Genomic DNA, 15,016 nt, shown 5'->3' on the forward strand with positions numbered 1-15,016 from the left:
CACAGCTGGAGCCGCTCCACGTCGACCTCGCGGCCGAACCTGCGTAGCGTCAAGGCGTGACAGTTGTGAACACGCCGGTGACCCACGCCCCCGCACACCTGCCCCGCACCGCGGGCGAACTGCGCGCGGCGGGCCACCTGCCCCAGGGTGTGAAGGCCGAGGTCCGCGCCAACCTGCTCGCCGCGTTGCGCGCCGGGCGCGACCCGTGGCCGGGCATCGTCGGCTTCGGCCAGACCGTGCTGCCGCAGTTGGAGCGCGCCCTGCTCGCCGGGCACGACATCGTGCTGCTCGGTGAGCGCGGCCAGGGCAAGACCCGGTTGGCGCGCACGATCGCGTCGCTGCTCGACGAGTGGACCCCGGTGATCGAGGGCGCTGAACTCGGCGAGCACCCGCTGGCGCCCATCTCGCCGCGCTCGATCCGACTGGCCGCCGAACTCGGCGACGACCTGCCGGTGACCTGGCGGCACCGCAGCGAGCGCTACACCGAGAAGCTGGCCACCCCGGACACCTCCGTCGGCGACCTCATCGGCGACGTCGACCCGGTCAAGGTCGCCGAGGGCCGCACCCTCGGCGACCCGGAGACCATCCACTTCGGACTCGTCCCGCGCGCCCACCGCGGCGTCGTGGCGATCAACGAGCTGCCCGACCTCGCCGAGCGGATCCAGGTGGCGCTGCTCAACGTGATGGAGGAGCGCGACATCCAGGTCCGCGGCTACACGCTGCGGCTGCCGCTGGACGTGCTGCTGGTCGCCACCGCCAACCCGGAGGACTACACCAACCGCGGCCGGATCATCACCCCGCTCAAGGACCGCTTCGGCGCCGAGGTGCGCACGCACTACCCGCGGTCGGTCCAGGCCGAGGTGGACGTGGTGCGCCAGGAGGCCGAGCTGGTGGCCGAGGTGGGCGACCCGCTGCTGCAGGTGCTGGCCCGGTTCGTGCGCAACCTGCGCGAGTCCAGCGCCATCGACCAGCGCTCGGGGGTGTCGGCGCGCTTCGCCGTGGCCGCGGCGGAGACCGTGGCCGCCGCCGCGTTGCGCCGCTCCGCGCTGATCGACGAGGACCCCGCCGTCGCCCGCCCGATCGACCTCGACGCCGTGCCCGCGGTGCTGCGCGGCAAGCTGGAGTTCGAGTCCGGCGAGGAGGGCCGCGAGGTCGAGCACCTCACCCACCTGCTGCGCCGCGCGGTCGCCGAGACCGCGCGCGACCGGTTCGCCGGGCTCGACCTGGGCCCGCTGGTGGACGCGGTCGTCGACGGGCACCTGGTGGCCACCGGCGAGCGGGTGCCCGGCACGCAGGTGCTGGCCGCGCTGCCCGAGTTGCCGCTGCTGCACGAGGTCGCCGCCCGGCTGGACGTGCGGGCGAGCGACCCGCCCGGCCGGATCGCCGCCGCGGTCGAGCTGGCGCTGGAGTACCTGTACCTGACCAGGAAGCTCGCCAAGGACTCCGCCGACGGGGAGGCGGTGTACGGGCCGTGAGCTACCGCTACGGGCCCTGGCGCGAGGGCCCCGACCCGCTCGCGCCCCCGGTCGACCTGCGCGCCGCCCTGGACGCCCTCGGCCGCGACATCATGGAGGGCTCCTCGCCCAGCGCGGCGCTGCGCGAACTGCTGCGCCGGGGCGCGGGCGACACGGCCGGGCTCGACGAGCTGACCCGCAGGCTCTGGGAGCGGCGCGCGCGCATCCAACGCCGCCACCGCCTCGACGGCACCCTCAGCGAGGTCCGGCAGTTGCTCGAGCGGGCGCTGGAGGCCGAACGCGCCGAACTGTTCCCCGACCCCGACGACGACGCCCGCTTCCGCGAAGCGCAACTCGACGCGCTCCCCTCCGGAACGGCGGCCGCCGTCGCCGAACTCGCCGACTACGACTGGCGCTCGGAGCAGGCCAGGGCCGCTTACGCCGAGATCCGCGACAAGCTCGGCCAGCAGCTGATGGAGTCGCGGTTCCAGGGCATGAAGGAGGCGCTGAGCCAGGTGCGGCCGGAGGACTCCGACCGCATCCGCGCGATGATGGCCGACCTCAACACCCTGCTCCTGGCCCACCTGCGCGGCGATGACACCGACGCCCAGTTCGCCCAGTTCATGCGCGAGCACGGCGAGTTCTTCCCCGAGAACCCCAGCACGGTCGAGGACCTGATCGACGCGCTCGCCGCCCGCGCGGCCGCGGCGCAGCGGATGATGAACTCGATGAGCGCCCAGCAGCGCCAAGAACTCGGCGACCTGATGGCCAACGCCTTCGGAGACCCGAGGTTGGCCGAGCAGATCGCGACCCTCGACGCGAACCTGCGCGCCCTGCGCCCCGGCGAGGACTGGACCTCCTCGGCCCGCTTCCGCGGTCAGAACCCCCTCGGCCTCGGCGAGGGCGCCCAGGCGATGGCCGACCTGGCGGAGCTGGACGCGCTGGCCGAGCAGCTCGGCCAGTCCTACCCCGGTGCCCGCCTGGAGGACATCGATCTGGAAACCCTGCAACGCCAACTCGGCGACGAAGCGGGCGTCGACGCCCGTAGACTGTCCGAATTGGAGCGTGAACTGCGCAACCAGGGCCTGCTGGACCGCGCCCCGGACGGCTCGCTCACGTTGTCCCCCAAGGCGATGCGCCGCCTGGGCGAGACCGCCCTCGCGGACGTCCTCGGCGGCCTGCGCGGCCGCCAAGGCGAACGCGAGACCTCGCACGCGGGCGCCTCGGGCGAACTGACCGGCGCTACCCGCGCCTGGACCTTCGGCGCCACCGAACCCTGGGACGTGGCCCGCACGGTCCGCAACGCCGTCCTCCGCACCCTCTCCGTGAACGGTGACAAAGTCCGCCTCGACGTCACCGACGTGGAGGTGTCCGAGACCGAACAACGCACCCGCGCCGCCGTCGCCCTGTGCGTGGACACCTCGTGGTCCATGGTCCAGGACGGCCGCTGGGTCCCGATGAAGCGAACCGCACTGGCGCTGCACCACCTGGTGAGCACGAGGTTCCGCTCCGACGAACTGGAACTGATCACGTTCGGCCGCCACGCGTCCACTGTGGACATAGCGGGGTTGACGGCGCTGGAGGGGGTGTGGGAGCAGGGGACGAACCTGCACCACGCACTGCTACTCGCCGGCCGGCACCTGCGGCGCAACCCGGACGCGCGACCGGTTGTGCTGATCGTGACGGACGGGGAACCTACGGCACATCTGGAGCCGGACGGCGAGGCGGTGTTCCGCTACCCGACCACGGCCGAGACGTTGCGCAAGACGCTGGCCGAGGTGGATTCGTTGGCGAAGCTAGGGGCTTCGGTGACGGTGTTCATGCTGGGGGAAGACCCGAGCCTGGCGGCGTTCGTGGACGTGATCGCGCGTAGAGGTGGGGGACGGGTGGTGGCGCCGGATCTGGACGGACTGGGAAGCGCTGTAGTGAGCGATTACCTGCGGCGGCGGGGGTGATGGTGGTGCTTGCCGCTGGGGGTTTTTGGCTCGGGTGAGCTGGGGCGCGGTGGTGGGATCTCCTGCTGCGGTGGTGGTTGTCCACAACGGCTCTGACTGTCCACAGGCTGCTGGTTGGTGCTCCCGTTGTGTCGGGCTTCCTCGGTAGGCTGTATATCGGGGGCTCTTGATTCGGATGATCTTGTGGCGGTAGTTGGTTGTCCACAACGCCTTCTGGTGTCCACAGGGCGTTGTTCGCTGCTCCCGTTGTGTCGGTGCGTCTCGGTAGGCTGTGTATTTGGGGGCTTTCGATCAGGTTGATCTTGGCGTAGTTCGGGGTTGGGAGTGCGTCGCAAGGGATTCGGGCCTCCGCCTTCGGCTCCGGTGGACGGCCTCGTCGCCTGGCGGCGACCTCGGCGACCCGGGATCGGACGCCTCGTTGCCTGGCGGCAACCTCGGGCCCGATCCGCGATTTTCGAGCTTTGCTCGATGCGGTGGACCTGTTTTGCGCGGGGCCCCTACGACACCCGACGCAGAACCGCAAAGCAGGGGCCCAAAAGCAGGCCCTGCCGCGCGGAAACGCTACGGGTGCCGTCCCCCCACACAAAACAGGTCCACCCCATCGAGCATTTGGCACCAGCGAGTCCGACTGTCCAGGTGCTGGGTAGGTGGGTTGGGGCGGACCTGACGGGGGGCCAGTTGGCCCCGGCGGGTCCGAGTGTCCAGGTGCTGGGTCGGCAGGGCCGACGAGAGCGGGCTGGGATGGCACCGCCAGGTCCGAGTGTCCAGGTGCTGAGTAGGTGGGGTGGGGCGGACCCGACGGCAGCTGGGATGGCATCGCCGGGTCCGAGTGTGCAGAGGGCTGGGTTGGTGGGCTGGCGGGTGGGTTGTCCACAACGTGTTCTGTTGTCCACAGGCCCTGATCGCTGGCGCGGTTCTGTCGGGATCTCTCAATAGGCTGTATATCGGGGGCTCTTGCGGCAGATGATCTTGCGCGGGATGGGGTGGAGCCAGCGATTTCCAGTGTCCGGGTGCTGGGCTGGCGCCGCCGGGTCCGAGCGTGGATGGGCTGCTTTGGTGGGGGGCGGACCTGGCGGAAGTCCAGTTGGTATCGCTGGGGCTGAGTGTTCAGTGGTCGGCTGGGTGGATTGGGCTGGGGCTGGGTGGCACCGCTGGTCTGGGGTGTCGAGTGGTCTGCGGTGTGGGTTGGCGCCGCTTGGGGGGGCTAGGCCAGGGCGGAGCCGATGGGGCCTAGGGACTCGAGTACGCCGAGGGCTTGGGCGACGTCTGATAGGTGGTGGCGTTGTGTGGGGGGTAGGTCTCGGAGGGCGGTTGCCAGGCGGGATTGGCTGGGGTGGTCCAGGTGGGTTAGGAGGGGGAGTAGGTCGTCGATGAGAGCGGTGGAGGCGATTGTTGTGGCCACGGCCGGGAGGCGGGTGTCCGGGATCAGGGCGAACAAGTCTGGTAGGCGGGCGGGGTTGTCCGTGTAGATGGCGGTGTGGAGGAGGGACTCCTCGTCCAGGGAGGTGACCAAGGCGCGCAGGGTGGGCGCGGGTAGGTCGCCGACGAAGCGGCCCATGGTTATGTGGTCTTGGCGGTTGGCTAGTTCGGTGCCTACCTGGATGACCTTGTCCACGGGGAGGACCGCCAGTACCGGGGCGATTCGGCGGGGGTCCAGTTCGGCGGCTACGTCGGCTAGGAAGGTCACCGGTAGGCGGGATACGAGGTCTATCGCGCGGGTGGGGTCCAGGGCGCTTGCGACACGGGCGCTGAGCAGGGGGCCGAAGGTGCGTTGCGCGATGGCGGCCGTCAGGGCGGCGGGGACCAGGCGGCTGGCTAGGGCTATGCGGTCGAAGAGGGCTTTGTTTCCTCCGAAGAGGACTTCCGTCGCCCTGGTGCGGATGGCGCGGATGTCCTCCGCGGACAGTCCCACCAGGTAGTCGAAGCGGGACACCGGTTCGCCGAGGAGGCGGGCCAGTTTGGCGATCTCGGGGCGGCTCATAGGCCGATCGCCTTGCGGACCAGGGGGCGCAGGACGCGGGGGAGTTGGGCCAGCGAGTCCTCGGTCGCCGACACCAGGTGCTCGCCCTGGCGGCGGCGGGCGGTGCGCATCGCGTCGGCCAGGTCGAGGGCGGCGTCGGCGGGGAGGGCCTCCACCGCGGCGGGCAGGGGGCCGCGGAACTGCGCTCGCAGGGCGGCTCGGGGTTCGTCCGGCACAGTCGACCAGCCTGCCCGGGTGCGCGGGATCGGCCAAGTCGAACACGCAGGGTGAGTGCATCCCATCACATCGCGATGGCTGGACCGGTCAACCCCGGACCGCTTACAAGATCATCGGGTGACTCACCGACGAACCGGGGTCACTGCCTCCGGCCTGCGATCTTTCCGGTACTCCTGGCTACCGCGGGCCCCGCGCCAGGGCCATTGGTCCCTGTCGTTGGCTCGATCCCCCACATAACGTGCGTGCACCCAAGAATTACTGCCTGTGAACGTGAGACGTGAGGATGCACGTATTCATCAGCTACGCCCGCCGGGACCAAGCGTCGATCACCACCCTGCGCGCCGACTTCGAGCGGTTCGGCAACCGCGTGTGGTTCGACCGCGAGAGCCACGGCGGTCAGGACTGGTGGGACGACGTCCTGAGCCACGTGCGCGGCTGCGTCGTGTTCATCTTCGCGGTCTCGCCCGACTCGCTGCGCTCCAAGGCGTGCCTGGCCGAACTGCGCTACGCCAAGGCGCTGCGCAGGCCGATCCTGCCGGTGCTGGTGCGGCCCGTTGACCGGGGCGCGATCCCCGATGGCCTGGAGTCGCCGGTCGACTACGTGAACCGGACCGAGGAGACCGTGATCCGGCTGCGCAAGGCGCTCAGCGCCATGCCTGCCGCCCGCGCGCTCCCGGCCCGACTGCCCCAGGAGCCCGAGATCCCCACCTCCTACCTCAACGCCTACCTGGCGCGCATCGACGCGCCGAAGCTCGACGAGCGCGACCAGATCGAGCTGCTCGGTCAGCTGCGCGAGCGGATGGCGCTGGCCGACGAGCGCGCCGAGGTCTGGGACCTGCTGGTGCGGCTGCGCGACCGGCCCGAGCTCAGCCGCGGGGTCGCCGACACCGTCGAGGAGATCCTGGCGCCGGGCTGGCAGCCCGACCCGCGGGAGAACTTCGAGGCCCGCTACTGGGACGGCCAGAGCTGGACGACGCTGGTCTGGCAGAACGGCAAGGAGTTCAACGACCGCAACACCCCGCCCCGGCTGCACCAGCACCTGCCGTCCTCGACCGGGCCGGTCCCGGTGGTCACCCCGGAGCCCGAGCAGGCGCAGGCGCGGCGGGAACCGAAGCGGATCAAGCACAAGCTGCGCCGCCCGCGCAGCCCCCGGCAGAAGCTGCTGATCCTGGGCGCGGTCACCGCCGTGCTGCTCGGCGGCGGGATCACCGCCGCGGTCACGCTGCTCACCGGCGGACCCGACGAGCAGGCCGCGACCAGGATGGCCCGCGGGTTCGTCGACGCGGTCAACACCCGCGACGAGAACGCCATGCAGTCCTACGTGTGCGGCTCGGACCGCGAGAAGAACGCCCACCTATACACAGCGTTCCTTGACGCGGCTAACGTTACCCTCGAAAGTGTCGATGTAAGCGGGTCCGACCCCCGTTTCACCGTCCTCGCGACACGCACCGTAGGAGCAACCTCGGTGCGGTTGCGTATTCCACTCGTCGACGAGAACGGCGCGTGGAAGGTGTGCGACATCAGCCGCGCGCTGTCGGGTCGCTGACCGCGGAGTGTGACATGCAGGTGTTCGTCAGCCACGCGCCGTCCGATCGCGACGTCGCCGCTGGTCTGCGCGCCGACCTGGCCCAGCTGGGTCGCCAGGTCTCCCTCGACCGGGGGGAACCGGTCGGGTCGCGCTGGTGGGAGGGCGTTTTGCAGCGCGTGCAGCGCTGCGACGTGTTCATCCTGGTCTCCTCACCGGCCGCCGTGCGCTCCCCGGGGTGCCTGGCCACCCTGCGCTACGCCCGCGCCCTGCGCCGCCCGGTCCTGATCGTCGTCGCCACCGCGACCGCGCTGCCCGCCGACGCCGAGACCGCCCCGGTGTTCACCCCGGCGGGCATGGAGATCAGCGAGCGGGTGCCCAAGCTGCGTGGCGCGTTGTTGGCCCTGCCCGCCGCGCCGCCGCTGCCCGACCCGCTGCCGCCCGACCCCGCCGTGCCCTACCTCGAGCCGATCCGCCAGCGCCTCGACGAGCCGAGCCTGGAGCCGGCCGAGCTGCGCGAACTGCTGCGCCAACTCCGATTACGGCTGCGCGACGAGCACGAGCGCGCTGCGGTGTGGGGGCTGCTCGTGCGGATGCGCGCGCGCACCGACCTGCCCGCGCCGCTGGCCGCCGAGGTCGAGAAGGTCCTCGCCCCCGGCTGGCAACCCGACCCGGAGCGGCGGGTGGAGAAGCGCTACTGGGACGGTCAGGCGTGGACCACCCTGGTGCGCCACGAGAACCGCGAGTTCAACGAGCGCCGGGTACCACCACCGGAGGCCACTTGGTCCGGTGATCCCACGCCTGCCCGGCCCCGCCCCGCGTCCGCGCCCCGCCAGGTGCAGAAGAAAGCGGGCGTGGGATCCCAAGAACGAACCCGCCTCCTGCTGATCGGCGGCGGCGGCGTCATCGTGGCCGCGGTCGTCGTCGCGGGCTACCTGCTGTTCGACCCCACCTCCTCCGACCCGACCAGCACCGCCCGCGAGTTCGTCGACGCGGTGAACATCGCCGACAGGACCGCGTTGGGGCAGTTGACGTGCGAGCAGGACCGGGCCCGGGCGCCGGAGCTGTTCCTGCGCCCGGACGCGCGGTTCACGCTGGAATCGGTGGACGAGAACGCTGATCCGCCTACGTTCACGATCTTGGCGACGGACTCGGTGACCACGTCGACGGATCGGCGGACTTATCCGATGGTGGAGGAGTCGGGGAAGTGGATGGTGTGCCAGTCGCGGCGGTAGTGGGTTGTCTGCTGCGGTGGTGACTGGTTGCGGTGGTGGCTGCGTGCGGTGCTGGTTGGTTGCCGGTGGTGGTTGTCCACAATGCCTCTGGCTGTCCACAGGCTCTGGTTGCTGCTGCTGGTTTGTCGGGCTTCCTCGGTAGGCTGTATATCGGGGGTTCTTGTGGCAGATGATCTTGTGGGGCTGGTTGTGCTTGTCCACAACGTCTTCCGCTGTCCACAGGCGCCGTTCGCTGCTGCCGTTGTGTCGGTGCTGCGAGGTAGGCTGTGTATTTGGGGGCTTTCGATCAGGTTGATCTTGACGTAGGACGGGGTTGGGAGTGCGGGGCAAGAACTTCGGGCCTCCGCCTTCGGCTCCGGTGAACGGCTCGCCTTCGGCATTGCATCTGATCCGCGATTTTCGAGCTTTGCTCGATGGGGTGGACCTGTTTTGCGCGGTGCCCCTACGACACCCGTGGCAGAACCGCACAGCAGGGGCCGAAAAGCATGGCCCTGCCGCGAACGACGCTACGGCTGCCGTCCCCCCACACAAAACAGGTCCACCCCATCGAGCATTTGGCACCAGCGAGTCCGACTGTCCAGGCGCTGGGAAGGTGGGCTGGGGCGGACCTGACGGCAGCCGAGTTGGCACCGACGGATCCGACTGTCCATGCGCTGAGTTGGCAGGGCAGCCGAGAGCGGGCTGGGCTGGCACCGCCGGGTCTGAGTGTCCAGGGCTGGGCAGGCGGGCCGGGGCGGACCTGACGGAAGGCGAGATGGCACCGCTGGGTCCGACTGTCCAGGGGCTGGGTAGGTGGGCTGACGAGGGCGGGCTGGGCTGGCACCGCCGGGTCTGAGTGTCCAGGGGCTGATCAGGTGGGCTGGGGCGGACCTGACGGGGGCTGGCACTGCTAGGTCCGAGCGTCCAGGGGCTGGCACTGTGGGTTGGGGCGGACCTGACGGGCGGGGGCTGGCACCGCAGGGTCCGAGTGTCCGGGGGCTGGGTTGGCAGGGCTGGCTCGGTGGGCTGGCCTGGCACCGGATCTTTGAGGGTTCATGGGCTGACTAGGTGGGTTAGGGCCGGAGCTGACGGAAGCTGGGGTGGCACTGGCGTGTCCGAGTGTTCAGGGGCTGGGCTGGGCTGGGCTGGCTCGGCGGGCTGGAGGGTACCGCTGTGGGTGAGTGGCCAGGGGGTAAGGCCGTCAGGGTGGGAGGGCTGGGTGGGGAGGTCAGGGGAGTAGGCGGGATTCCAGGGCGATGAGGTAGTCGCGGCCGTAGGGGCCGTTTTCCAGGCCGTCCACAAGGGAGGGTGGGAGGTCGTTGGGGAGGGTGCGGGAGGCTGCGGCTAGGGCGATCGTGGCTACTGTGTCGACGTCGCCGGTGTAGGAGGTGGTGGTGTGGAGGAGGCTGGACAGGGAGGTGGTTGATGCCAGGGCGGTGAGGGCGGCGCGGACGCTCATTCGGCCTTGGGAGCCGACTTTGCCGGTCCAGGGGGTGGACCAGTCGTCGGTCAAGATCGTGCTGATCCAGGTGCCAACACCGGACAAGGGGCCCAGGTCGCGGTCGCAGTAGTGGACGGCGAGGGCGGCGGCTTGGGCTGAGGCTATGCCGGACGGGGTGTTGTGGGTGATCTTGGCCTGGAGTTCGGCGTGGTGCAGGACGTCGGGGGTGGTGGGGAGGAGGCCGATGGGGGTGGCCCGCATGGCGGCGCCGCTCTTGTCGGAGGTGGGGCGCAAGCGGGACAGCAGTTCCGCTCCTGTGTGCACTTCGGACAGCAGGGCGTGGAAGCCCGCGGCGTAGCCCGCGCGCGGGTCGCGGTGGAAGACGTCGACGAAGCGGTTGGCCAGTTCCAGGGGTGTCCACTGTGCACCGTCGGCCATGAGTTCGGCGATGGCCAGGGTCATCTGGGTGTCGTCGGTGTACTGGCCGGGTTTGATGTCGGCGTGCCGGGGGTGTTGGCGGTAGGTGGCGCCGTCGTTGTGGGCGGCCACGAAGTCTGCGGGGGCGTATTCGAACCCCGCGCCGTAGGCGTCGCCCACGGCCAATTCGACGAGCACTGTCTCTCCTAAGTGAACAGCCGCGCCAGGGTTTCCAGTGCGGCGATGGCTTCTCCGGCCCGCTCGGGGCCGACCGCCTCGGTGATGGCCGCCTCGATGGGCGCGTGCACCTGGACGGGCATGCCCTCGGCGCGGCGCACCAGGGTGCGGCGGCGGTCGGCGGGGTCTTGGGTGGTGGTCAGCACGCCGACCTCGCGCAGGCGGGCGACCGAGGCCGAGACGTGGCTCTGCGGCAGGCCCGTGCGGGCGGTGATGTCCTGGATGGGGCTGTCCGGGTGCTCGAACACGTCCACCAGCACCGACCGGACCCGCACCGGCAGGTCGTGGAACCCCGCTGGTGGGATCGCCTTCTCCCCGAGCCGCGTCAGCGTCCGCCCCAAGCGGAACAGTTCCACCCCGTCCACGGCCACGATCGTATCAGCCTTGATGCATCTCGGCAGATGGTTTATCGTTCGACCATGCCCGCCATAGACGCCCCTGGCGCCACCGTGCACTACCAGGTTTCCGGCAGCGGCCCGCTGCTGTTGCTCCTCCCCGGCGGCGGTGGCGACGCGGACACGTTGTCCCACTTGGCTTCTCGGCTGTCCGATCAGTACACTGTGGTCACCTTCGACCGGCGCGGCCTCTCCCGCAGCACCCTGGTCGACACCGAGCAGTACCCGGGGATCGCCACGCACGCCGACGACGCGGCGCGCGTCCTCGAGGCCCTCGGCGACGGGCCCGCGGCGGTGTTCGGCAGCAGCCTCGGCGCGATCATCGCCCTCGACCTGCTCGTCCGCCACCCCGAGCGGGTGCGCGTGCTCGTCGCGCACGAGCCGCCGTTGCCGCACCTGCTCACGCCGGAGAAGGAGAGCCGGGCGCGCGCCGTGCAAGCCCTGCTGGAGCAGCCCGGTCCGCACTGGCGCGAAGTCTCCCGCGCGCTGGCCATCGACCACACCGACACCGAGCCCGGCGTCGAGATCGGCCGCCCCACCGAACAGGACTTCGCGAACCAGCGCTTCTTCCAGACCCGCGACGCGCCCGCCGCCCACAACTACCGGCTGGACCTGGACGCGGTGCGCCCCAACGCCGACCGCGTCGTCGTCCTCGGTGGCGCGAAGTCGAAAGCCGCTTTCCCGTACCACTGCGCCCAAGCGCTGGCCGCCGCGCTCGACACGCGGTTCGTCGAGGTCGCTGGCGATCACGTCGGCCCCGTCACCCGCCCCACCGCGTTCGCGGCGAGCCTGGTCGAGGTCCTCTAAGGACTAAGCGGCGGGTTCGCGGACCACCCTGGCCCGAACAGCGCGCAGCACGTGGTGGTCCACCACGGCGCAATCGCCCGCGAGCCAACTGCCGACCTCCCGCACGAAGCCGACTGGGGTCATCGCCGAGACGCCGAGGCCGGGGGTCTCGTCAGTGGTGACATCACCGGATCGACTGGGGTACACCAAGACCACGCCCCGGACATCAACCCCAGGCAGGTGTTCGGCGAACGCCGCGACCGCCTCGAACAACCCGCTCGAACCACCGCGGAACGGATGTCCGTTGCGCCACAACGACCCGTCGTCATCGACTTCGTAATGGCCGGGCAGCCACAGTTTCGACTCGATCAGCACCAAGCGGTGCCCACACAGCACGGCGTGCTCCACATCGGCGAATACCGATCCTGGTTGGGACAACCCGTGGAACACCCGCGCGCCGGGTAACCGGGCCAGGTAGTTCACCAACAAGTCCGCCGTCAACCGCTCGCCGACCGGCTCGGCGTCCGCGACACCGAAAACCGTGCGCTCACCGAACTCCGCCTGCGCCGCCCGCTGAGCCCTCAACGCCGCCGCGTACAACCGCGCCAGGCGCACGGCCACAGCGATGGCGGCTGCTATCAAAGTCAACCAGCACACCAGCAAGAACGGTGGCATCCAGCCCGGTAGCACCAGTGGCACCGCCAACACCGCACCCGCCAACACCATCCCCGCCGCCGGAGCGTGCCCCGGAGTGCGGACATACCCGATACGCGGTTGGTGCTTTGTCAGGTGCCACCACGGCAGCGTCGACGGCGGCACGTCCACAGCGGGGGGCACGTACGCCGGTTCGTCCCGGTACATCCGCCGCCTGGGCCGGGGTGCCGGTGGGGGAGTGGTGGCCGGAGCGGCGATGCCCCGGTCGTACTCGGCGCGCCTGCGCGAGTCGGACAGGGTCTCGTACGCCGACTTCAGCAGCCGGAACGTCCCCGCGGTACCACCGGCGTCGGGGTGCATGACCTTGGCCAGGGCGCGGTACGCGGACTTGACCTCCCCGGCCGAGGCGTCCCTGCGGACCCCGAGCAGCTCGTAGTAGTCGACCTCGTCCAGCGTGGCACCCCTCCCCGGGCGGTCGGACATCCTGCGGCCGGACAACGGTAGCGGATCAGATGATCAACTTCCGAGCAGCACCTCGGCCACCGCACCCAGCGTCGTCCAGTCCGCGCGCCCGTCGGCGAACAGGTCGCCGACCCGCCACACCACCGGGTAGGTGACCTCGGTGCCGTCGACGACCGGGCCCGCGGAGCGCAACCCGGCCATCTCGGCCGCGCTCAGCCGCACCGAGAACATCGCCTGCCGGTGCGTGGTCATCGTCGCCGCCAGCTGGCGGGACGTGTGGGCCACCAGCCGGTCGGCGGCCACCACCAGCCCGGTCTCCTCGCCGAACTCCAGGGCCGCCAGCGTCACCGGCTCCAGGACCGACGAGTGCGAACCGCCCGGGAGCTCCAACACGAACCCGTCCACCGTCCGCGCGGCGGGCCGGAACTCGCGGACCAGCACCACCTCGGTGTCGTGCGCGGTCTCGCCCGGCAGGTAGGCCACCACGGAGGCCAGGTCCGGCCGCGAGAGCACCACCTCGCCGACCTTGAGGCGGTCCTCGGAGGCCACCCACATCGACACCCGCAAGGCCCAGAACACCACGGGACCGGTCGTGGGGAACACCCAGACCTGCGACGCGTCAACGAGATCGTTGCCCGAGCGCTCGACCGTCACGATCCACCGGCGGAAGCCCTCCGTCCGCCACAACCGCAGCGGGATGAACCTCTTGCCGCCCTCGCGCTCGGCACCGTCGGACAGCTCGGCCAGCGCGAGGTCGATCGTGCCGGGCAACGTGTCCGCCGTCGGGATCCCGTTGTCCGCCGCGTAACCGCGTTGGTAGCGCACGCTTTCCGCCTCGGGCGGGGTGCCCAAGACCACCCGCCCGCTGTCCTTCCACCGGCCGAACTCGTCGTTCGTCGTCAACGCGGGCATCCCTGGACCGCGCGGGATCCAGAACAGCACCACGTCGCACCGGTCGCCCCAGCGCAACTCCCACGCCCGCTGCTCGGCGTAGTCCGGCCACACCCCGCCCGCGGGCTCCGGAACGAACACCACCAGCGTGCCCGGCCCCGACCACCGCGCCTCGATCTCCGCGACCGCCCCCGGCCGCCACGACGGCACCTCCGGCGACCTCGGCGTGGGTCCCGCGAGGAACACACTCGCCGACCACACCGCGGGCGGTTCTTCGCCCGCGCGCACCACTACGACCCGCTCCACCATGCCCCTGCCCACATTCCCCCGCCACGACCTGGGTGCGAGCCTAGTGGCTCGACCCAGAACGTCGGCCACGTCTCGACGTGCCCGGCGGCCGGAGGGGCCCGAGTACGAGCACGTTCCCGCCACGCCGATACACGGCCAACGCCCTGAGTCGAGCCACTAGCTGGTGATGTCCTTGGTCCGGAACCGGCGGGCCGCCAGCAGGCCGAACACCGCGGCGTAGGCCACCGCCGAGAACGCGCCCTGGGTCATGTTCGACCAGTCGATGTCGGTGGAGATCAGGTCCGACCAGGCGAACGCGAAGTGCGTCGGCAGGTAGTCGCGGATCCCCTCCAGCGCGGTGATCTGGTCCAGGATCTGCGACAGGATCGCCACCAGCACCGTGCCGCCCACCGCGCCTAGCGGGGCGTCGGTGGTCACCGACAGGAACATCGCCAACCCGGCCACCCACAGCAGGTTCACCGCGATGTAGACCACCGCGAACACCATCGCCAGCAGCGAGTCGGAGAACGCGATCGCGTCCCCGGTCGGGCTCACCGCCTCACCCGCGCCGTAGAACACCACCCCGACCAGCAGCGCGACCGCGGGCAGCAACGCCAACGCGAACAGCGACAGCAGCCCCGAGGTCAACGCCTTCTGCCGCAGCAGCCGCCCGCGCGGGATCGGCATCGCCAGCAGGTACTTCAGGCTCGACCAGGACGCCTCCGAGGCCACCGTGTCGCCGAAGAACAGCGCCACGATCATCGGCAGCAGGAAGCTCCCGGCCGCGAACAGCACGAACACCACGAAGTTCGGCGCGCTCGCGGTCGCCAGGTCGACGAACCCGCCGGAGCGCCTGCCGCTGTCGCTGGTGCCGAACTCGAACGCCGCCCACAGGATGAACGGCAGCAGCACCAGGAACCCCAGCAGCAACTGCGTCCTGCGCCGCCGCAACTGCCGGGCCAACTCCACCCGCAACGGCAGCGTCCGCCCCTGCCGGAACCCGTCGACCGCCCCGTCCGGCCCGAACCCGACGTGCTCGTGCGACGCCGCGTCCACCATCTCGTCGATCGCCGCTGGGTCGGTGTGCACGGTGCTCACGT

General features: G+C 70.7%; 12 protein-coding genes. 5 read left to right on the forward strand and 7 right to left on the reverse strand.

The window, feature by feature from the left end; genetic code table 11:
* Window positions 1–56 precede the first annotated feature (56 nt).
* Together LV75_RS03815 and LV75_RS03820 are read left to right on the forward strand one after the other, a co-directional pair.
* A complete protein-coding gene (locus tag LV75_RS03815; RefSeq protein ID WP_372504129.1) occupies window positions 57–1,475 on the forward strand; it encodes an ATP-binding protein in 1,419 nt (472 codons plus the stop codon).
* Window positions 1,472–3,409, forward strand: coding sequence for a vWA domain-containing protein (locus LV75_RS03820; protein WP_253885209.1), 1,938 nt, complete (start codon window positions 1,472–1,474; stop codon window positions 3,407–3,409). The genes LV75_RS03815 and LV75_RS03820 overlap by 4 nt, the downstream gene beginning before the upstream one ends.
* A gap of 1,204 nt (window positions 3,410–4,613) precedes the next feature.
* Here LV75_RS03820 and LV75_RS03825 read toward each other — a convergent pair.
* Together LV75_RS03825 and LV75_RS03830 are read right to left on the reverse strand one after the other, a co-directional pair.
* Entirely contained in the window at window positions 4,614–5,390 is a 777-nt protein-coding gene (locus tag LV75_RS03825; RefSeq protein WP_253885210.1) for a magnesium and cobalt transport protein CorA, read from the reverse strand.
* A complete protein-coding gene (locus LV75_RS03830; protein ID WP_253885211.1) occupies window positions 5,387–5,605 on the reverse strand; it encodes a hypothetical protein in 219 nt (72 codons plus the stop codon). Before LV75_RS03830 ends, LV75_RS03825 begins: the two co-directional genes overlap by 4 nt.
* A 284-nt stretch (window positions 5,606–5,889) precedes the next feature.
* On the opposite strand from LV75_RS03830, the gene LV75_RS03835 reads away from it, so the two are divergent.
* Together LV75_RS03835 and LV75_RS03840 are read left to right on the forward strand one after the other, a co-directional pair.
* Entirely contained in the window at window positions 5,890–7,152 is a 1,263-nt protein-coding gene (locus tag LV75_RS03835) for a toll/interleukin-1 receptor domain-containing protein (protein ID WP_253885467.1), read from the forward strand.
* A gap of 14 nt (window positions 7,153–7,166) precedes the next feature.
* Complete coding sequence (locus LV75_RS03840) at window positions 7,167–8,366, forward strand: TIR domain-containing protein (protein WP_253885212.1); 1,200 nt, start codon at window positions 7,167–7,169, stop codon at window positions 8,364–8,366.
* 1,207 nt (window positions 8,367–9,573) lie between these two features.
* On the opposite strand, the gene LV75_RS03845 is transcribed toward LV75_RS03840, so the two are convergent.
* Window positions 9,574–10,401, reverse strand: coding sequence for an ADP-ribosylglycohydrolase family protein (locus LV75_RS03845; protein ID WP_253885213.1), 828 nt, complete (start codon window positions 10,399–10,401; stop codon window positions 9,574–9,576).
* 8 nt (window positions 10,402–10,409) lie between these two features.
* Complete coding sequence (locus tag LV75_RS03850) at window positions 10,410–10,805, reverse strand: MarR family winged helix-turn-helix transcriptional regulator (RefSeq protein WP_253885214.1); 396 nt, start codon at window positions 10,803–10,805, stop codon at window positions 10,410–10,412.
* Between the two features lie 54 nt (window positions 10,806–10,859).
* Between LV75_RS03850 and LV75_RS03855 the strand changes: the two genes are divergently transcribed.
* Window positions 10,860–11,642 (forward strand): alpha/beta fold hydrolase, encoded by a 783-nt coding sequence (locus LV75_RS03855; RefSeq protein ID WP_253885215.1) that lies wholly within the window; start codon window positions 10,860–10,862, stop codon window positions 11,640–11,642.
* Window positions 11,643–11,645: 3 nt separating this feature from the next.
* Here LV75_RS03855 and LV75_RS03860 read toward each other — a convergent pair whose 3' ends face one another.
* From LV75_RS03860 to LV75_RS03870, 3 genes are all read right to left on the reverse strand, one after another.
* Entirely contained in the window at window positions 11,646–12,758 is a 1,113-nt protein-coding gene (locus LV75_RS03860; protein ID WP_253885216.1) for a J domain-containing protein, read from the reverse strand.
* 33 nt (window positions 12,759–12,791) lie between these two features.
* Window positions 12,792–13,937, reverse strand: a complete 1,146-nt coding sequence (locus LV75_RS03865) for a nucleoside 2-deoxyribosyltransferase domain-containing protein (protein WP_253885217.1) — start codon at window positions 13,935–13,937, stop codon at window positions 12,792–12,794.
* A gap of 156 nt (window positions 13,938–14,093) precedes the next feature.
* Window positions 14,094–14,975 (reverse strand): ABC transporter permease, encoded by an 882-nt coding sequence (locus LV75_RS03870; RefSeq protein WP_253885468.1) that lies wholly within the window; start codon window positions 14,973–14,975, stop codon window positions 14,094–14,096.
* Window positions 14,976–15,016: the final 41 nt, after the last annotated feature.

Source organism: Actinokineospora diospyrosa, from assembly GCF_024171925.1.
Classification (GTDB): Bacteria; Actinomycetota; Actinomycetes; order Mycobacteriales; family Pseudonocardiaceae; genus Actinokineospora; species Actinokineospora diospyrosa.